This is a genomic window from Pseudonocardia ailaonensis, from assembly GCF_039531635.1.
GTDB classification, from domain to species: Bacteria; Actinomycetota; Actinomycetes; order Mycobacteriales; family Pseudonocardiaceae; genus Pseudonocardia; species Pseudonocardia ailaonensis.
In genome coordinates this window covers 167,605-186,129 of the sequence record NZ_BAAAQK010000023.1, presented here as the reverse complement: position 1 = coordinate 186,129, position 18,525 = coordinate 167,605, and the positions used below count along the sequence as shown (strand labels likewise).

Genomic DNA, 18,525 nt, shown 5'->3' with positions numbered 1-18,525 from the left:
CAGCCCACTACAGCAGGAGCAGGGGGTTGACGTTGCTCCCCGTGGCACCCTCGATCGGCAGCGGCGCCACGACGAGAGCGGCCGCGCCGTGACCGGGGCGTTGCAGCGACGAGCGGGCCGCCGCGAAGGTGCAGTTGTCGACTAGTACCAGGCCGGTGGCCCAGCTGAGCTGGTGCACGGGCCCCACGATGTTCTGGGGGTTCTGACCGTCGAGCATGTCCCAGCAGACGAGGCCCGGCCGGTGCTCGTGCATCCACCTGGCCGCCTCGGGGCCGACACCGGGTCGCGGCCGGGAGCCGTCCCAGGACCCGACCTCGCTCTCGTACCGGTCCCGGCCGCAGTCCAGGAGCAGCGCGTCGCCCGGCCGGAACTCCAGGCCGGCCGCCGCGACGGCCTTGTCGATCTCGTCCCCCGTCACGGGCCGGCCGAGCTCGACGTAGGAGGTGCCACGGACGGCGCAGATGTCGGCGTGGACGGCCCGGGTGAAGATCCCGAACTCGGCGAGGGGCAGGACCGAGCCGGAGACCGGCGGCTCGCCGACCGGGGAGCCGTCGTACCACGCACCGTGGAACGCGACGTGGTTCAGGGCGTCCACATGGGTGTTCGAGCCGCCGTGGCAGTCGAGCTCGACCCGGTCCGCGAACATGGCGAAGCCGTCGGGCATGGGGTCGCCGGCGGCCGTCGTCGCGATCGCGTACGTCGTCAGGGCGAAGGCGGACTCCCCGGACCGGCGGAGCGTCGGACCGGGGCGCAGCGGCATCGCGAGACTGATCGCCACGCCGGTGCGCAGGCAGTCCCGGCCACGGGCGCGAGCGGCGTCGTCGAGGTGGTTGAGGCTCCCGAGCTGGTCCCCCGGGCCGTGGACGCGCTCGGCGTGCAGGCCGTGCACCCAGCTGTCGAACTCGGCGGCCGAGGCCACCTCGTACGTCACGAGACGACGTCCGGCACGGCGTGCCGCGGGGACGCGGGGCGCGGCTCCGCCCCCGACGGCGCCACTCCCGACGGCTCCGCCCCCGACGGCTCTGCCACCGCGGTGTCGCCGAGGAACGCCCGCACGAGCGCGGCATCCCCCCGTGCCTGCTCCACGCTCCCGCGGAAGACGGGCCGCCCGAGCCGCAGGACCACCACCTCGTCCGCCACCTTCATCGCGGCGCGGGCGTTCTGCTCCACCATCAGCACGCCGATGCCCAGGTCGGCGATCACGCGGGCGTGCGCCATCACCTGGTTCACCACGACGGGCGCCAGGCCCATCGACGGCTCGTCCATCAGGATCACCAGCGGATCGGCCATCAGCGCCCGGCCGAAGGCGAGCATCTGCTGTTCGCCGCCGCTCAGGTAGCCGGCACGCTGGGCACGCCGCTGCTGCAGGATCGGGAACATGTCGTAGCAGGTGTCCAACGTCTGCTGCTTGCGCCTGCGGCCGAGGCGGTAGGCCCCCAGCAGGAGGTTCTCCTCCACGCTGAGGGAACCGAAGACGCGGCGACCCTCGGGCACCATCACCAGGCCCGCGGACGCGACCTGCGACGCCCGCAGCCGCCCGATGGACCGGCCCTCGAGGCGCACCTCGCCGGGGGTCCTGCGGATGAGGCCGCAGACGGCGCGCAGCGTCGAGCTCTTGCCGGCCCCGTTGGGTCCCAGCACGGTGAGGATCTTGCCGCTCTCGACGGCGAGGTCCAGGTCGTGCACCACCTGGGTGGTCCCGTAGGACACGTTCAGGCCCGTCACCTCAAGCAGCGTCATCGTCGTCCACTCCCAGGTAGGCGGTTCGGACCCGGTCGTCGGCCACCACGTCGGCCGGTGCCCCCTCGGCGATGACCTTCCCCTGGTCGAGCGCGATGAGGCGCGGGCACGTCTTCACGATGAAGTCGACGTCGTGCTCGACGAGGATCTGGGCCAGGCCCTCGCCGTGCAACTGCCGGACGAGCGCGGCGACGTCCGCGCGCTCCTCGGAGGTCATGCCGGCCAACGGCTCGTCGAGCAGCAGGAGCCGGGGGCGGGTGGCCAGCGCCCGTGCGATCTCCACCCGGCGCCGCAGGCCGTACGGCAGCTCGTCGACCAGCACCGAGGCCACGTCCTGCAGGCCGGTGCGCTCGAGGACCTCGTCCACGGTGTCGCTGCCGCCCTTGCGGCGCAGTCCCCCGAACAGCCGCAGCGGCGAGGAGGTGGTGGGCGCCGCCTTGCGGGCTCCGAGGTCCGCCCCGAGCTGGATGTTCTGCCGGACGGTCTGTTCCTCCAGCACGCGGACCGTCTGGAACGTCCGGCCGATGCCCAGCCGCGCCGGACCGCACGGCTGGACGCTCTCGTAGCGGCCGCCGTCGAGCCAGAGCGCGCCCCTCGTGAGGGTGGTCAGGCGCGAGACCGCCGCCAGCAGGGTGCTCTTCCCGGACCCGTTGGGGCCGATCAAGCCGACGAGCTCGCCCGGGGCGACCTCGAAGCTCACCCCGTCGACCGCCTTGATGCCGCCGTAGTGGACGGCGAGATCGTCCACGCGGAGCACCGGCACGGCCGTCTCCGCCGGGGCCTGCACGGGGACCTGGTCAACGGACACGAGAGCTCTCCTCCAGCTGCCGGGCGGGCGGGGGTTCGGCGACGGGTGGCGGTACCGACCTGCGCCGGATCCCCCGCAGCCGGCCGAAGAGCCAGGAGAAGACGCCCAGCAGCCCGTCGGGCGCGAACATGCCGAGGACGACGATGAGCAGGCCCAGGATGATCTCGCGGGTGGCCCCCTCGAACCAGACCAGCCAGGTGGGCAGCCACGAGATGAGGATCGCGCCGAGCAGCACCCCGGCCCACGAGCGCTGACCGCCGACGATCACCACGGTGATCATCGTCGTGAGCATCGCGAAGCCGGCGTCGCTCGGGCTCACGGCACCGAACGACAGCACGTTCAGGCTGCCGGCGAGACCACCGATCGCCCCGCTCAGCAGGAAGCTGATGTTGCGCATCCGCCGGGCGTCGATCCCCACCGAGGTCGAGAGGAGCTGGTCGGTGCGCAGCGCGTTCGTCGCCCGGCCGGCGCGGCCGCGCTCCCACAGGCAGGCGGCCGCGATCACGACGAGCGAGGCCAGCACCACCTCGGGCGCCGAGATGGTGATCGGCACGCCGTACATGCCGTTCGCGCCGCCGGTGAGCGTGCCGCCGTTGGCGGCGATGACGCCGAGGATGAGCACGAACCCGAGGGTCACCATCGCCAGGTACAACCCGCGGACGCGGTGCAGGGCGAGGCCGAACGCCAGCGACAGCAGCCCGCACACGACGATCGAGGCGAGGATCGCGACGGGCGCGGGGATGATGTCGCGCAGGACCACGATCCCGGTCGCGTAGGAGCCGACGGCGTAGAACCCGAGGCCCGCCAGGGACAGCACCCCCACCCGCATGGTCACCTGCATGCTCATGGCGAGCAGGAAGGTGATCCCGAAGGTGATGATCGTGGTCTCGTTGCCGGCGTACCAGCTGCTGAGCGTCATACTCGGTCCACCGCCGTCCGGGACGAAGCGAAGAGGCCCTGCGGGCGCAGGAGCAGCACGAAGATGATCAGCGCGAACGAGATCGCCGGGGTCCACACCCCCGACGTGTTGTACGCCAGGACCGTCTCGAGGACGGCGAGGATCAACGCGCCCGCCAGCGTCCCGGTCAGGCTCCCGACGCCGCCGATGATGATGATCGCGAACGCCGTGGTGAGCAGCCGGCTGCCGGCATAGACGTCCGTCGCGCCCTGGTAGCTGGCCAGCAGCACCCCGGCCAGGCCCACCAGCACACCGGCCGTGAACATCGTCGCCCCGGCGACCCGCCTCGAGTCGATCGCCATGAGGGAGGCGACCTCCGAGTTCGCGGCGACCGCCCGCAGGGCCCGGCCGCCGCGGGTCCGGGTGATCCACAGCCCGAGGGCGATGCCGACCACGGCGCCCACGACGACGATCACGACCTGGAGGTCCGTGGCCCGCAGCCCGCCGAACTCGAGCATCGACTGCGTGAAGCCGGTGGCGATGCTGAAGGCCTGGGACCCGGTCGCCTCCGCCACGATCGCCGTGAGGATGGTGCCCACCCCGATGGACGCGATCAGCACCTGCATCTCCATCTGCCCGTCGTCGCGGGCCCGGCGCCGGATCGGGGCGAAGATCAGGACCTGCAGCAGCAGCGAGACCAGCCCGCCGGTCAGCGCACCGACCAGGAGGGCCACCGGGAGCGAGATGGCGACCTGCGCCGCGACCAGGTGGGCCGCGAACGCCGCCGTCACGAAGATCGTGCCGTGCGCGAAGTTCAGGATCCCGAGGGCACCCCACGCCAGCGACATGCCGATCGAGAACAGGGTGTAGATCGAGGCGAGCACCAGGGCGTCGACCAGCTGTTGGAGCATCGGTACCTCCTCGTTCGCCGGATTCGTGTGTGCCGCGACACGATTATGAACGTATGTTCACCAGAACCTAGCGAGTGCCGGTTCCGCTGTCCACAGTCGGTTTTCCTAGATGACGCCCTCGGCCGCGAGCGCCTCGAGCTCGTCGGGATCGAGGCCCAGGAGCTTCGTGTAGACCTCCGCGTTGTCCTCGCCGTAGCTCGGTCCGAGGCGGTCGACGAGCCCACCCTGGTAGCCGGGCGTCACGCTGAGCCGCGAGGGTGGGGTCTTGGTCGGCCACCACCCGATCTCGGACTGCCGGAGCTCGGTCAGCCAGCCCAGGTGGGCCAGCTGCGGGTCCCGGTCGCAGCGGTCCTCGGCGGTCGCGCAGATCCCGGCCGCCACCCCCTCGCCCTGGAGCTGCGCCATCAGCTCGACGCCGTCCCGGCCGTCGACGGCCCGGCCGACCAGCTCGTCGAGCGCGTCCTGGTTCGCCAGCCGCCGCTCGAGCGTCGCGAACCTCGGGTCGGCCGACAGCCCGTCCAGCCCGAGGACCCGGGTGAGCCCGGACCACTGCTCCTCGTCGAAGGCCGAGATCGCGATCCACCGGTCCTCGCCCCCGGTCCGGTAGACGCCGTTCGGGGCGGCCGGCTTGTAGGGCGAGCGGTTGCCCGTGCGGGACCAGGAGCGCCCGTTCACGGAGTGGTCGAGCACCGCGGTGCCGCTCAGGAAGATCCCGGCCTCCACCTGCGAGGAGTCGATCCAGCACCCCTCGCCGGTGAGGCGCTGCCGATACAGGCCGGCCATCATCGCGAGCGCCATCTGGTAGGCCCCGAACCAGTCCAGGTAGGAGTAGCCGATCCCGGCGGGCGGGTACGGCGCCGGGAGCCCCGACATCTCGGTGAGGCCCGACATCGCCTGCGCCACCGGCCCGAAGCACTTCAGGCCACCGTAGATCCCGTGGTGGCCCATGCCGGACTGCTGGACGTACACGATCCGCGGGTTGATCTCCCGCAGCACCTCGTAGCCCAGCCCCATCCGCTCCATCGTCCCGGGCGAGTAGCCCTCGACGACGACGTCCGCGTCCCGGATCAGCCTCTTCAGCAGCTCGCGCCCGCGGGGGCTCTTGAGGTTGAGGCTGATCGCGCGCTTGCCGGTGTTGTTCTCGTGGAAGCTGCCGCTGCGGTTCAGGCTCCCGGGCGGGCCGACCGGCAGCGGGGCGGTGGCGCGGTCGCGCGCCTCCCGCAGCCCCTCCGGGGCCATCGCGCCGCCCCGGCGCTGGATGTCCAGCTTGGACTCGTGCTCGACCTTGATGACGTCCGCGCCCAGGGCGGCGAGGAACCGCCCGCCGCCGGCGCTCGCGAGGATCCAGCCGAGGTCGACGACCCGGACGCCGTGAAGCGCCCAGGGCGTGCCGTGCGGGCTCAGCTCCTCGACCGCGGGCTCGGTCCGTTCGGCCTCGGCACCCGCGTGGGACCTGGTGGGCCACAGGGCCTCGCGCTCCGCGTCGTGCTCCCCGAGGCGGGGCGCCTGCCGCCCGGTGCACCACGGCACCTGCGGCGAGTACCACTTCGCCCCGACGTGCACGATCTCGCGGCCCAGCTCCGGGTGCTCGAGGCCGACGAACGTGCCCCGCTGCCGCCAGTGCTCGTCGCCCACGTTCTCCTCGGGGCGGCGGACCGGGGCCCACGGCAGGCCGGTCCGCTGCGCCTCGAGCCAGAGGTCCCGGTCGAAGGTGTAGCTGCGGACCAGCCGGGCCACGGTGTCGTTCATCTCCGTGACCGAGGGCGCCTCCCCGGCGTCGAGCCCGTGGCGTTCGACGAACGCCTCCAGCAGCTCACCGGGAGACGCCACACCGGGCAGGTAGGTCTGGTAGGGCAGCACCCACCGCCCGTCCTTCGCCATCACGTGCGTCGGAGTGGAGGGCAGGTCGCCGACCCCGGTCGAGCGCGTGGTCGGGAACGAGTGCCGCCCGGTCAGGCGCGAGTGCGGGAGACGGCGGTAGATCCAGTCGGGCAGGTCGGTCTCGGTGTTCTTCGCGACGGCCTCGTGCACGGCGGTGCCGACCTGCTGCCCCACACCGGTCCGGTGCCGGTGGAACAGGGCCGCGACGACGTAGATCGCGGTGACCTCGCCGGTGATCTGGTAGGCCTGCCACATCTGCGGCGCGACGGGGGGCGTGTCGTACACCCCCTCGGGGGTGGGGTCGTACCCGCAGTTCATCATCACGCCGCCGAGCGCCAGGTGGACCAGGTCGCTCGCCTTGTGGTCCGCCCACGGCCCGTCGTCGCCGAACGGGCTGATCCGGGCGTACACCAGGCCCGGGTTCACGGCGCGCAGCCGGTCGTAGCCGAGGCCGCGCTCGGGCAGGTGGTCGCGGTGCCGGGAGTCGATCAGCACGTCGGCCGTGCGGACCAGCTCGAGGAAGGCCTCGGCCCCGCGCTCGTCGTCCAGGTCGAGGGTGATCCCCCGCTTGCCGAGGTTGTAGTGCCAGAAGTGCAGGCTCCGATCGGGACCCGGGACGTCGTCCACGAAGGGTCCGATGCGGCGGGTCGACTCCCCGCCGGGCGGCTCCACCTTCACGACGTCGGCGCCGAGCCCCGCCAGCACCTTGCCGCAGTACTCGCCGAGCTCGTCGCACAGCTCCAGGACCCGCGCTCCCTGCAGGAATCCCCGGTCGTTCGAGGGAGACGCCACCGTGCTCACCTGTGACCACCTTCCGCCATGAACACACACTGGTCATGACCTTCGCCGCGAGGCACGCTAACAGCCGGGGATGGCCGAGTCAAAGCGTACGTTCATTCACAACCGTACCGCCGCATCCGCGTCGTTGACAGGGGTCTGCGCCGCTGCCTAGGGTCCGATCGGATCCGAACAGCCGTTCACGTCGCTTCGGAGCCGGTTGCACGACGGACGGAGGCACAGATGGACGAGGGCGAGCCGCCGGTGCGCTCCTTCCGGTTCCCGATCGAGCTGGGCAAGATCCGCGAGCTGAGCCGGGCGACCTGGACGGAGGCGCCGGAGGTCCTCGACGGCACCGTCATCCCCCCGACGTTCCTCTACGGCGCCCGGATGTGGGACGACGAGGCGCCCGAGCAGCGTCCGGCGGACCCGGGCGACCGGGGCCGGCTGCACGCCGAGCAGGAGTTCGTCTTCCACGGCCCGCCCCCCGGCGCCGGGGCGGTCCTCACGGTGAGCACCCGGGTCGACCCCGAGTACGAGAAGCGCGGCCGCCGTGGCGGGCTGATGTCGTTCCAGCTCGTCGTCACGGAGTACCGGGACCCGGACGGGCGGCTGGTCGCCGAGGCCCGCCAGCTCGGCGTGCGGACCTCGGCCGAGGCGGGCGGATGACCTTCACGCTGCCGGCACCCCGGACCTACGGACCCCTGACCCGCACGGACTTCGTGCGCTACCAGGGCGCGTCCGGTGACATGAACCCGCTGCACCACGACGAGGAGTTCTGCCGGGCGCGGGACCTGCCGATGCCGATGGGCCCGGGCATGCTCGGGGCCGGTGTCCTGGCGGGCTGGCTGGTGGGCGTCGTGCCGCCGGCGTCCGTGCGGCGCTACCGCGTCCGGTTCGAGGGTCCGGTGTGGCCGGGCGACTCCCTGACCTGCGTCGCCACCGCCATCCGCGAGTACGACGAGGACGGCCGGGGGATGCTCGATCTCGAGCTGGTCTGCCGGCGCCAGACGGGCGACACGGCGATCCGGGGCTGGGCGACCTGCGTGCGCGAGGACCCGGCCTGACCCGCTCCCCGCGGGGCTCACCGCGGGGGCGGCTCGTCGTCCTGCGCGAGCGAGCGGCGCCGCAGCGCCTCCGTGCCCTCCCGCGCCGGGGCGAGGTGCCAGCTCCAGCCCTCGTGCCCGATCGCGGAGTCGACCCCCATGAAGGCGGACAGCTGCAGGACCCGGTTGACGCTGGCCTTCGTCCACTGCAGAGCGGCCGAGGGCATCGCCAGCAGCTTCTCGACGACCTCCGCGGTCGCCGCCGCCAGCTCCGCGCGCGGGACCACCGCGGTCACGACGCCCAGCTCGTGCAGCTCCTCCACGGTGATGCGCTCGTTCAGCAGGAAGAACCGCTTCGCGCGGTGGATCCCGAGCAGGAACGGGAAGGTCAGCGTCCCCCCGTCGCCCGCGGCGATCCCCATCTCGACGTGGCTCTCGCCGATGACGCAGCCCTCCGCCGCGACGACGATGTCCGCCAGGCTCATGAGCGAGGCCCCGAGCCCGATGCCGTCCCCGTTGAGGGCCACGACCAGCGGTTGCGGCAGGTCCAGCGCGTCGCGCACGATCCAGCGCGCCTCCCGCATCGACTGCTGCCACGCCTGCTCGTCCGTGGCGACGTACTCGGCGAGGTTCACCGCGCCGAGGAAGTGCTCGCCCTCGCCGGTCAGGACCACCACCCGGCAGGGGTCCGCGCGCAGCTCGGCGAACACCCGCGAGAGCTCGGTGTGCATCGCGCGGCCGCGCTCGCGCATCGTCACCGTGACGACGTCGCCGTCCCGGGCGATGCCGAGCTGCTCGTAGTGCTTCTGTTCCGGCACTGCGTCTCCCCCTCAGAGCACGGGCGACTGGTTGACCCGCGGGAGGACGAGGTGGCCGCCGTCGACGGGCAGCACCGTACCGGTGATCGCGGCGGCGGCCGGCGACACGAGGAAGGCGACGGCCTCCGCCACGGTCTCGGGTGCGAGCGGGCCCGTGTGCGCGAGCGCGGAGTGCCGGTGGCCGGCCATGACGAAGTCGTCCCGGGTGCCCTCGCTGGTGCCCGAGAACATGTTGAACGCGCCGCGCCAGTCGACCATCGGCGTGTTGATCATCCCAGGGGCCACGACGTTGCACCGGATCCCGTACGGGGCGGTCTCCAGGGCGAGGCCCCGCATGAGGCCGATGACCCCGTGCTTGGCCGAGGAGTAGTGCACGCTGTTCCAGCCGGCCTGCAGGCCCTGCATCGAGGAGATCAGCACCAGCGAGCCGCCGTCGCCCTGCCGGATCATGTGCGGGAGGACCGCCTTGGCGGTGCGCCACTGCCCGCTGAGGTTGACGTCGACGACGTCGAGCCACTGCTGCTCGGTCATCTCCCAGGCCGGCGTGGTGTTCCAGATCCCCGCGTTGCTCACGGCGATGTCGATGCGCCCGAAGGCCTCGATGCCGGCGGCCACGGCGGCGTCGACCGAGTCCTGGGACCGGACGTCCCCCTCGGCCACCACGGCCTTCTGCCCCTCGGCCTCGACCAGCCCGGCGGTCTCCGCGAGGTCGGCCGGGGTGCCGAGGCCGTAGGGCATCCCGTCGATCGGCGGCGGGGCGTCGAGCAGGACCACGTTCGCGCCCCGCTTCGCCAGCGCGACGGCATGGGCACGCCCCTGCCCCCGGCCGCCCCCGGTGATCAGCGCGACCTTGCCCCGCAGGACGTCCTTCAGGTCGCTCACGAGGCCCTCCGGACGGGTACGGTGATGGTCGCCGGGCAGTGCGTCACGATGAGGGACCCCTCTCTCGCGCCCGGAGACCGGTCGGGACCGCTCCGGCGCAGTGTACGAACGTTCATGAACGCTAGGCTGATCCAGCCCACTTGTCCACCGCCCGTCGACCTCCGCGCGGGGCCGCTGTCACACCTCGCCGCGGGACCCTTCGCATGCTATAAACAATCGTTCATGCACACGGAGGGATCACGCATGCGAGACAGTTGGCCCCAGGAGATCGCCGATCTGCGGGAGGTCGTCGCCCGTCTCGCCGACCAGCGGATCCGGCCCATGGTGCAGGAGATCGACGCCGCCGGGGTCTTCTCCACGGAGCTGATGGGGATCCTGCGCGACCAGGGCCTGACGGCGCTGCCCGTCCCCGAGGAGTTCGGCGGCTGCACCACGGACCTCCGCAGCTTCGTCACCGTGATGGAGGAGCTGTCCCGCGTCTTCCCCACCGCGTCGACCATGCTGACCCCGCACTGGTTCAGCACCAAGCAGATCGTGCGCTGGGGACACGCCGGATGGGTCGAGCCGCTCCTGCGCGAGGTGGCCGACGGCCGGCGGGTGGGCGCCCTCGCCCTCACCGAGCCGGAGGCCGGCTCCGACCTCGGCGGCCTCACCACCCGCGCGACCAAGGACGGCGACGACTGGGTCGTCGACGGCGGCAAGCGGTTCATCACCAACGCGGGCCACTGCGACTACTACGTGGTGCTGGCGCGGACCGGGGAGAAGGGGCCCCGCGGCATCTCGATGTTCTACGTCGAGGCGGACAGCCCGGGCCTGACGGTCGGCCGGTACGAGCACAAGATGGGCCTGCGCGCGTCCGCGACCGGCGAGGTCCACCTCGATCAGGTGCGGATCCCGGGCGACCACCTGCTGGGCACGGTCGGGAAGGGCTTCGCCCAGATGGCCGAGGGGCTGCTCGAGGGACGCGCGATCGTGGCCGGCCTCGCGGTCGGCATCGCCCAGGGCGCGCTCGACCAGGCCGTCGAGTACGCCAAGGTCCGCAAGCAGTTCGGCAGGCCGATCGGCTCGTTCCAGGGCCTGCAGTTCCTGCTGGCCGACATGGCCATCAGGACCGAGACCGCGCGCAGCATCACCTACGACGCCGTCGACGCGCTCCTCGCGGGCAGGCCCGACGCCAACCGCCTCGTCTCCATCGCGAAGACCCACGCCACGGACGCCGCCATGGCCGTGGCGACCGATGCCGTCCAGGTGCTCGGCGGGAGCGGCTACGTGACCGACTTCCCGGTCGAGATGCTGATGCGCGACGCCAAGATCCAGCAGATCTACGAGGGCACCAACGAGATCCAGCGGGTGCTGATCGCCCGCGATCTGCTGGGCGATGTCGCCCGGGGGTGAGCCGGGTGGACCGTACACTCCGAAAAGTCGCCACGAGAGCGGAGGGAATACCGTGAATCCCAGGCAGGAGCAGTTCTCGGCGCCGGGTTTCTGGGCAGATCCGGTCGACTTCTTCTCCGACCTCCGACGGGACGAACCGGTGTTCGAGCTCCCGGGCGACGGCAGCTACATGCTCTCCCGGTACGACGACGTGAAGGCCGCCTCCGCCAGGCCCGCGGTGTTCTCGAGCCGGCGGCCGCGGCTCGGCGAGGGCGACCCGGAGTACGAGGCCATCGAGGCGGACTCCTATCCCGTCGTGGCGACGCTCCCGCAGAACGACCCGCCCGTGCACACCCGGTTCCGGAAACTGGTCAACCGTGCTTTCGCACCGAACGTGGTGGCGGCGCTCGACGCGAGCATCCGGGAGATCGCGAACAGCATCGTCGACGACTTCGGCGGCCGCACCACGGTCGACTTCTGCCGCGACTTCGCCGACGTCCTGCCCAGCTACGTCATGGCGGACTGGCTCGGCGTGCCGCGCAGCGAGCAGGTCCGCTTCAAGGCCTGGTCCGACGACATCGTCGAGACCACGCTGACCCCGAACATGAGCCGCGAACGCATGCTCGAGACCCGGCGCACCTACGCGGACTTCCAGAAGTACTTCGCGGACATCATCGAAGACCGGCGGGTTTCGCCCCGCGCCGACGCGGTGTCCCTGCTCGTCGGGTCCCGCGTGGACGACGAGCGCCCGCTGGACGTGCCGGAGATCCTCGACATCCTGCGGGCCTTCCTCGTCGCCGGGAACGACACCACGGCCAACCTGCTCTCCGGCGCGATGCTCCTGCTCCTGGACCACCCCGACACCTTCGCCGAGGTCCGCGCGGACCGCGCCGCCCTCCCGAAGATGATCGAGGAGGCGCTGCGCTACGTCAGCCCGGCCCAGGTCACCATGCGCACGCTGGTCGCCGACGAGGAGATGAGCGGCTGCCCGATGCGGAAGGACCGGCGCGCGCGACTGGTGCTGGCGTCGGCGAACCGCGACGAGAAGCAGTTCGCGGACCCGCACACCTTCGACATCCACCGCGACACCTCCGGCCACCTCGCCTTCGGGCACGGCGTCCACTACTGCATCGGGCACCTGCTCGCCCGGGCGGAGGCGAAGATCGCGTTCGAGGTCCTCTTCGACCGCCTGGAGGACATCCGGCTGGCCGGCCCCCGGGACGAGGTGCGGCGCAAGCCGATGCCCGGCGTGTTCCAGCTGGCCGGCCTGGACCTCACGTTCCGCTACTCCACAGGGGACACCGCCCGGGCCGACCGGCTCGGGCCCTAGCAACCGCGCCACGGCAACCACGACACGGCGAGGGCCTCCAGGAACTTCCTGGAGGCCCTCGTCGTGTCGGTTGCGGTCAGTTGGTGAGCGTGGGGGTGCCCGCCTTCAGCCACACGACCGCGGGGGACGCGATCTGGAAGTCCCGGTTGACGTACTTCAGGCCGTCCGAGGAACCCGCGAAGCCGGTGGCGGCGACCTTCTCCAGGCCCGCGGTCACGGCCTCCCGGTCGACGCTGTTGGCCTCCTTGATCGCCCGGACGGCGGTCCAGACCGCGTCGTAGCCCGAGGCGTCGTACTCGGTGGGCCCGTCCGCGCAGGTGGCGCAGTACTGGGCGAACACCTTGTCGAAGTTGCGGGTCGCCTCGGTGGCGCGGTTCTTGTTGAACGCGGTCGCCCAGTAGACGTCACCGGCCCCCGCACCCAGCTTGCCCGAGACGGAGTCGAGCACGCTGGTCGCGGCGATCGGCCCGGTGAAGCCCTGCAGCCGCAGCTGCTGGATGAGCGCCGTCCCGCCGGCCGCGGTGACCAGGCCGATCCCGACGACGTCGGGCTTGTCCTGGAGCACCGACGAGACGACGGCCGTGTAGTCCGCGGTCGTGGACACGGTCGTCTTGCTCGCCTTGACCGGGATCCCGAGCTTCTCGGCCAGGGCGGGCATCGCCTTGGTCCCCAGCAGGACGGTGCCGTCCGCGTCGGAGTCGTAGATGATCGACATGGACTTCGGCGAGTACTTCTTCAGCGCCTCCGCCTGGGCGACGACCATCGTGGCCGCCGGGACGCTGGCCCGGTACGTGTAGCGCCCGATGTTGACGCCGTCCGCCGTGGAGATCGCGTAGATCGTGGGGAGCTTGGCCCGCTCGACGATCGGGGAGATCACCTGGCCCGACGTGCTGGCCGTGGTGCCGAGCAGCACGGGGGTGTCGGTGGCCGCGGCCTTCGTGGCCAGGATGCCCGCCTGCTGGCGGTCGCTGCGGGTGTCCGCGTAGGCGAGGTCGATCTTCGTGGACCCGAGGAAACCGGTGTCGTTGATCTCCTTCACCGCAACCTGGGCGCCGCGCTGGACGTAGGTCCCGGCGTAGCCCGCCGGACCCGTCAGGTCCTGCACCGCCTGGAGGGTGATGGTCGGCGGGAGGCCGCCGGCGGCCGCCGCGGGGGTGGTGCTCGCCGAGGAGCCGCAACCCGCCAGGGCCACGGCCAGTGCTCCCATCACTGCCGTCGTTGCCAGTGCTTGCTTCTTCATCGTCTCACTCTCTTCACACGGGACCTGTCGTGCCGGAGGCATGTCGTCGGGGGCCTGCCGGCCGGTCGGGCGACAGGGGTCGGGGCCGGTCGTCCGGCTCGGAACGGGCGGCCCGCTCGTGGCGACCGTCGTTCTCGTCGGGGCGGTGGTCCGCAGGGAACCGCTGGTGCATAAACGCTCGTTCACTATAGGGAGGCGGGGACCCTGTGTCCAGCACCACATGAGACCGCGTTCAGTCCCGGTGTCCACGAGGGACCACGGGATCGCCCGTGGACGCCGGCGGGCTCACCCGGGTCACGCTCACCCGTTCGCGATGGCGAGCATCTCGGCCCGGTCGGCGATCTTGGCCCGCTCCCGGCCCTCGTCCCGACCCCGGCGGAGCTCGGCCTCCTCGATGGTGCGCCAGCCCGCCGTCGAGACCCAGGAGCCCACGGTGGCGAGCAACCCGTCGACCGGCCGCAGGACGGTGGCGGTGTCGAGGCGGCCGGCGCGGAGGTCGTCGACGAGGTGCGCCACCGTCTCCTCGGCGCAGGGCCGGTTGGTGCCCACCACGCCGTTCGCGCCGCGCTTGGCCCAGCCGACGGTGTAGAGCCCCGGCACCGGCGAGCCCCCGGCGTCGGTCACCCGGCCCGCGCTGTTGCGCAGCGCCCGGGTGCGGGCGTCGATCGGCAGTCCGAGACTGTCGTCGGACAGGTGCCCGATCGCGGTGACGACCAGACCCGCCGGGAGCCGCTCCCCGGTCCCCGCGCCCGGGTCCGCCGTTCCCCCCGGCGGAGTCCGCACGATCTCGAGGGCCTCGACCCCGGCGTCACCCACGAACCGGAGCGGGGTGCTCCGGAAGCGCAGATGGATCCGCCGCCGGGCGTCCTCCACCGGTGCGGCCGCCCACTTCTGCAGGACGCCGTAGAGGATGGCGAGGCGCCGGTCGCCCTCGACGGTCCGCCGGTCGGCCTCCGAGAGCACCAGGTCGACGGCCCGTACCCGCACGGCCACGTCGTCGAGCCTGCCGAGCTCGCGGAGCTCCATGGGGGTGAACCTCATCGCGGCCGGCCCACGCCTCATCACGAGGTGGACGTCGGTGATCCGCGAGCCGCGCAGCGCGTCGAGGACGTGCCTCGGGGCGTCGGTGGGCTCCAGGTCGTCGACCGGCCGCGTGAGCACCCGCGCGACGTCGAGGGCCACGTTCCCGGCGCCGACCACGACCGCGTCCGGCCCGCGGGTCAGCAGGCCGGGCGCCATCCGCGCCTCCGGATGGCCGTTGTACCAGCCGACGAACGTCGCCGAGTCGTGGACGCCCGGCAGGTCCTCGCCGGGCACCCCGAGCGTCCCGCCGAGCTGGGCACCGGTCGCCAGGACAACGGCGTGGTAGCTCGCCCGCAGCCGGTCCAGCGGGAGTGTCGATCCGATGTGGACGTTCCCGATGAAGCGGACGCCGGCCCCGTCCCAGAGGGGGCGGAACGCCTCGGCCAGCTTCTTGATCTTCACGTGGTCGGGTGCGACCCCGTGCCGCAGGAGCCCGTAGGGCACCGGCAGCCCGTCGAGGACGTCGATCTCCGCCGGGCTCCCGTCCAGCGCCTCCCGGAGGGCCTCGACCGCGTAGAGCCCCGAGGGGCCGGCACCGACGACGGCGACGCGCAGGGGTGTGGCGTTCACGAGCCGGCTCCCGTGGTGGTCAGAGCTGCGCGACGTGGGGATGGTCCACGCCGACCGGACCGAGCTTGCGAGAGCTGCGGGGGGTGCCGAGCGGCTCGTCGCGGCCCGGCAGGGGGGCGGCGAAGAAGGACTCGTTGACGCCGACGAAGGCCGTCAGCTCGGCGGGCACGTCCTCCTCGTAGAAGATCGCCTCGTTGGGGCAGGCAGGCTGGCAGGCGCCGCAGTCGATGCACTCCTGCGGGTTGATGTACATCGACCGGGCGCCCTCGTAGATGCAGTCGACCGGGCAGACCGCCAGGCAGGCGCGGTCCAGCACGTCGACGCACCCCGCCGTCACGACATGGGTCATGGGACTCTCACCTTCGTTCCGTGTCGGTCATTCCCCGATGGACAGGGCAGCCTTGGGGCACGCCGCGACCGCGCTGCGCACGGCCGCCGCCTCGGGCTCACCGAAGTCCTCGCGCAGCAGGGTCAGGGTTCCCTCGTCGTCGAGGTCGACGAGCTCCGGGACGTGCTGGACGCACATCCCGTGCCCCTCGCACTCGGTCCACTCCACGTGCAGCTTCATGTCTCCGTCGTCCGATCTGGAGGGTTCTAGGACCGGTGCGCGAGCGCCGGCCGGAGCCGGACGGGGAGCTCGACGATGCTGTTCACGTTCGCCTTGGCCGCGCGCCGCGGCTTCCCGACGAGCTCGACCGACCGCACCCGCTTCGTGAGCTCCTCGAACAGCACCCGGACCTGCATCCGCGCGATCGGGGCGCCCACGCAGAAGTGCGGGCCACCCCCGCCGAAGGCGAGATGCGGGTTGGGGTCGCGGTGGATGTCGAAGGTGTCCGGGGACTCGAAGGTCTCCTCGTCGCGGTTCGCCGACGGGTAGTACATCGCGACGGTCTCCCCCGCCTCGATCACCTGCCCGTCCAGCTCCACGTCGGTGACGGCGTTGCGCCGGAACGACACGATCGGCGAGGCCCAGCGCAGCATCTCCTCCAGCGCGCTGCCCCGCAGCAGCTCCGGGTTCTCGGCGATCTCGGTGTACGCCCCGGGATCGGCGGCGAAGGCGGTCATCGCCGCGGTCATGGTCGCCCGCGTCGTCTCGGCACCGGCGGACCACATCATCGAGAACTGGGCCTGCTGGTCGAGCTCCGAGATGGGCTCGCCGTCGACCTCCGCCCGGGCGAGGAGGCCCATGGCGTCGTCGGTCGGTGTGGTCCGGCGCGCCGCGACCATCTTCTTCGAGTAGGCGCGCAACGCGTCGAAGGAGTCGATCCGCTGCTGGATCTCCACGTCGCCGGCCCCGTCCGTGGCCATGACGTGCACGAACAGCGCGGCGCGGTCCTCCGCCGGCACACCCATGAGCTCCGCCACCACCTGCAGCGGCAGCTCGGTCGCCAGTGCCCTGACGAAGTCCACCTCGCCCTGCTCGACCACCTCGGCGACGAGGCGCTCGGCGATCTCCCGCACCTTGTCCTCGAGCCTGCGGACGGCCGCCGGCCCGAACTTCGGCAGGATCGCCCGGCGGAACTTGCCGTGCGTGGGCGGGTCCATCTCGACGAACATGTGGCCGAACCTCGGATGGCTGACGGCCAGCTTCGCGCCCTCGCGGGTGTTCGACAGGAAGCCCGACACCCCGCCGCGGTCACGCTCGGAGCTGAAGCTCCCCCACTCCCGGCTGACGTGCACGATGTGGCGGTGCCTGGTGAGCACCCAGGGTCCGACGCCGCCCGGATCCGGGTGCCGCCAGACGGGTGCCTGCCGGCGCAGCGTCCGCAGCGCCTCCCAGTGCCGGCCGGACCCCCACAGCTGCGCGTCGGCAAGGTTGACGTCCTGCAGTTCCACGATCGGACTCCCTCGTCTGGTCGGTCGTGCGCCCCGGCCTCCTCGCCGGCATCACACGCTAAGACCCACGGCGTGGGAAATCAACGTTCGTTCATAGCCGATTTGCTCTGTTCCACCGACCGCCCCGGCTTGTAAGGTCCGGCGCCGTGATCGACGCCGCGACCGACCGGGACCTCGAGCCCTACACCGTCTCCGTGCCCGACGCCGAGCTGGCGGAGCTCCGGGAGCGCCTCCGCGCCGCCCGCCTCCCGGACGAGCTCCCCGACGCCTCCTGGCGGGACGGCATGCTCCCGGCCGAGCTGCGGTCGCTGCGGCACGAGTGGGCGGACTCGTTCGACTGGCGCGCGGTCGAGGCGATGCTCAACGCGGAGACCCAGTGGCTGACCACGATCGACGGGACCGGGGTGCACTGCCTGGACGTCCGCTCCGGGAGACCGGGCGCCGTACCCCTGCTGCTCCTGCACGGATGGCCGTCCTCGGTCGCCGAGTTCCGTTCGGTATGGGGTCCGCTCACCGCCCCCGAGAACGGTTCCGTCGCTTTCGACGCGGTCGTTCCCTCCTTGCCGGGATTCGGTTTCTCGGGACCCACCCGGGAGCGCGGATGGGACGCCGACCGGATGGCCGACGCGATGGCCGTCCTGATGTCCCGGCTGGGTCACGAGCGGTTCGTGGTCCACGGCGGGGACGTCGGCTCCGAGGTCGCCACCGCCCTGAGCCGGCGCCACCCCGAGCGGGTGATCGGGCTCCACCTGAACCTCGGCGGGACCCGTGGAGCCGGCGAGCACCGCGCGGAACCTCCCGCGAACGAGGCGCAGCGACGGGCCTTCGGGCAGTACGACGCCTACCGCGCCAACGGATCCGCCTATGCCGCGATCCAGGCGACGCGACCCCAGACCGTCGCCTTCGCCCTGACCGACTCCCCGGTGGGCCTGCTGGCCTGGATCGCCGAGAAGTTCCGGGAGTGGGCCGATCCCGCACACCCGGTCACCGGCGCGGACATCCTCACGGCCGCCTCGATCTACTGGTTCACCGGCACCGTCGGCTCCTCCGCACGCTTCTACCAGGAGAGCTTCGCCGGCTGGGCCGCACCGGGAGCAGCCGTCACCGTGCCGGTGGCGGTGTGCGCCTATCCCTTCGACATCGTCACCCCGGTGCGGGAATGGGCGGAGGGCTCCTACGACATCGTCCAGTGGCGCGACCTTCCGGACGGCGGCCATTTCCCGGCACTCGAGACACCCCACCACCTGATCGACTCAGTGCGCGCCTTCGCCGCCGCCCTGACCTGACGGGGGTCACCGCATCGGCGGCTGGCCCCCTTCAGTCCGTCGTGG

At 72.1% G+C, this 18,525-nt stretch carries 18 protein-coding genes; 5 read left to right on the top strand and 13 right to left on the bottom strand.

Annotated features, from left to right (window positions below):
• Nucleotides 1-7 precede the first annotated feature (7 nt).
• The 6 genes from ABD324_RS28200 to ABD324_RS28175 form a co-directional block, all read right to left on the bottom strand.
• Nucleotides 8-931, bottom strand: coding sequence for a cyclase family protein (locus tag ABD324_RS28200; protein WP_344423664.1), 924 nt, complete (start codon nucleotides 929-931; stop codon nucleotides 8-10).
• A complete protein-coding gene (locus ABD324_RS28195) occupies nucleotides 928-1,740 on the bottom strand; it encodes an ABC transporter ATP-binding protein (protein WP_344423661.1) in 813 nt (270 codons plus the stop codon). Before ABD324_RS28195 ends, ABD324_RS28200 begins: the two co-directional genes overlap by 4 nt.
• Complete coding sequence (locus tag ABD324_RS28190) at nucleotides 1,727-2,548, bottom strand: ABC transporter ATP-binding protein (RefSeq protein ID WP_344423658.1); 822 nt, start codon at nucleotides 2,546-2,548, stop codon at nucleotides 1,727-1,729. Before ABD324_RS28190 ends, ABD324_RS28195 begins: the two co-directional genes overlap by 14 nt.
• Entirely contained in the window at nucleotides 2,538-3,467 is a 930-nt protein-coding gene (locus ABD324_RS28185) for a branched-chain amino acid ABC transporter permease (protein ID WP_344423655.1), read from the bottom strand. Before ABD324_RS28185 ends, ABD324_RS28190 begins: the two co-directional genes overlap by 11 nt.
• Nucleotides 3,464-4,357, bottom strand: a complete 894-nt coding sequence (locus ABD324_RS28180) for a branched-chain amino acid ABC transporter permease (protein ID WP_344423652.1) — start codon at nucleotides 4,355-4,357, stop codon at nucleotides 3,464-3,466. Before ABD324_RS28180 ends, ABD324_RS28185 begins: the two co-directional genes overlap by 4 nt.
• A 105-nt stretch (nucleotides 4,358-4,462) precedes the next feature.
• Nucleotides 4,463-7,039 (bottom strand): CaiB/BaiF CoA transferase family protein, encoded by a 2,577-nt coding sequence (locus tag ABD324_RS28175; protein ID WP_344423649.1) that lies wholly within the window; start codon nucleotides 7,037-7,039, stop codon nucleotides 4,463-4,465.
• A 219-nt stretch (nucleotides 7,040-7,258) separates the two neighbouring features.
• Here ABD324_RS28175 and ABD324_RS28170 point away from each other — a divergent pair, with 219 nt between their 5' ends.
• Both ABD324_RS28170 and ABD324_RS28165 read left to right on the top strand, forming a co-directional pair.
• A complete protein-coding gene (locus tag ABD324_RS28170; RefSeq protein ID WP_344423646.1) occupies nucleotides 7,259-7,684 on the top strand; it encodes an FAS1-like dehydratase domain-containing protein in 426 nt (141 codons plus the stop codon).
• Nucleotides 7,681-8,082, top strand: a complete 402-nt coding sequence (locus tag ABD324_RS28165) for a MaoC family dehydratase (RefSeq protein ID WP_344423643.1) — start codon at nucleotides 7,681-7,683, stop codon at nucleotides 8,080-8,082. Before ABD324_RS28170 ends, ABD324_RS28165 begins: the two co-directional genes overlap by 4 nt.
• Before the next feature lie 17 nt (nucleotides 8,083-8,099).
• Here ABD324_RS28165 and ABD324_RS28160 read toward each other — a convergent pair whose 3' ends face one another.
• The gene (locus tag ABD324_RS28160) at nucleotides 8,100-8,879 is read right to left on the bottom strand and encodes an enoyl-CoA hydratase/isomerase family protein (protein WP_344423640.1); all 780 of its coding nucleotides are present in this window, start codon (nucleotides 8,877-8,879) and stop codon (nucleotides 8,100-8,102) included.
• Between the two features lie 12 nt (nucleotides 8,880-8,891).
• On the bottom strand, nucleotides 8,892-9,761 hold the full coding sequence (locus ABD324_RS28155; protein ID WP_344423636.1) for a mycofactocin-coupled SDR family oxidoreductase: 870 nt from the start codon (nucleotides 9,759-9,761) through the stop codon (nucleotides 8,892-8,894).
• Nucleotides 9,762-10,004: 243 nt separating this feature from the next.
• Between ABD324_RS28155 and ABD324_RS28150 the strand changes: the two genes are divergently transcribed.
• Both ABD324_RS28150 and ABD324_RS28145 read left to right on the top strand, forming a co-directional pair.
• Nucleotides 10,005-11,156 (top strand): acyl-CoA dehydrogenase family protein, encoded by a 1,152-nt coding sequence (locus tag ABD324_RS28150; protein WP_344423633.1) that lies wholly within the window; start codon nucleotides 10,005-10,007, stop codon nucleotides 11,154-11,156.
• Between the two features lie 52 nt (nucleotides 11,157-11,208).
• On the top strand, nucleotides 11,209-12,465 hold the full coding sequence (locus tag ABD324_RS28145; protein ID WP_344423629.1) for a cytochrome P450: 1,257 nt from the start codon (nucleotides 11,209-11,211) through the stop codon (nucleotides 12,463-12,465).
• Nucleotides 12,466-12,541: 76 nt separating this feature from the next.
• Here the strand turns inward: ABD324_RS28145 and ABD324_RS28140 are convergent, their stop codons facing one another.
• From ABD324_RS28140 to ABD324_RS28120, 5 genes are all read right to left on the bottom strand, one after another.
• A complete protein-coding gene (locus ABD324_RS28140) occupies nucleotides 12,542-13,705 on the bottom strand; it encodes an ABC transporter substrate-binding protein (RefSeq protein ID WP_344423626.1) in 1,164 nt (387 codons plus the stop codon).
• A gap of 300 nt (nucleotides 13,706-14,005) precedes the next feature.
• The gene (locus ABD324_RS28135) at nucleotides 14,006-15,358 is read right to left on the bottom strand and encodes an FAD-dependent oxidoreductase (RefSeq protein ID WP_344423623.1); all 1,353 of its coding nucleotides are present in this window, start codon (nucleotides 15,356-15,358) and stop codon (nucleotides 14,006-14,008) included.
• Between the two features lie 19 nt (nucleotides 15,359-15,377).
• The gene (gene fdxA, locus ABD324_RS28130; RefSeq protein ID WP_344423619.1) at nucleotides 15,378-15,707 is read right to left on the bottom strand and encodes a ferredoxin; all 330 of its coding nucleotides are present in this window, start codon (nucleotides 15,705-15,707) and stop codon (nucleotides 15,378-15,380) included.
• A gap of 27 nt (nucleotides 15,708-15,734) precedes the next feature.
• The gene (locus ABD324_RS28125) at nucleotides 15,735-15,926 is read right to left on the bottom strand and encodes a ferredoxin (protein ID WP_344423616.1); all 192 of its coding nucleotides are present in this window, start codon (nucleotides 15,924-15,926) and stop codon (nucleotides 15,735-15,737) included.
• A gap of 26 nt (nucleotides 15,927-15,952) precedes the next feature.
• A complete protein-coding gene (locus ABD324_RS28120; RefSeq protein ID WP_344423613.1) occupies nucleotides 15,953-17,194 on the bottom strand; it encodes a cytochrome P450 in 1,242 nt (413 codons plus the stop codon).
• A gap of 146 nt (nucleotides 17,195-17,340) precedes the next feature.
• Here ABD324_RS28120 and ABD324_RS28115 point away from each other — a divergent pair, with 146 nt between their 5' ends.
• Nucleotides 17,341-18,480: an epoxide hydrolase family protein gene (locus tag ABD324_RS28115; RefSeq protein ID WP_344423610.1), complete on the top strand. Its 1,140-nt coding sequence runs from the start codon at nucleotides 17,341-17,343 to the stop codon at nucleotides 18,478-18,480.
• Nucleotides 18,481-18,525 lie beyond the last annotated feature (45 nt).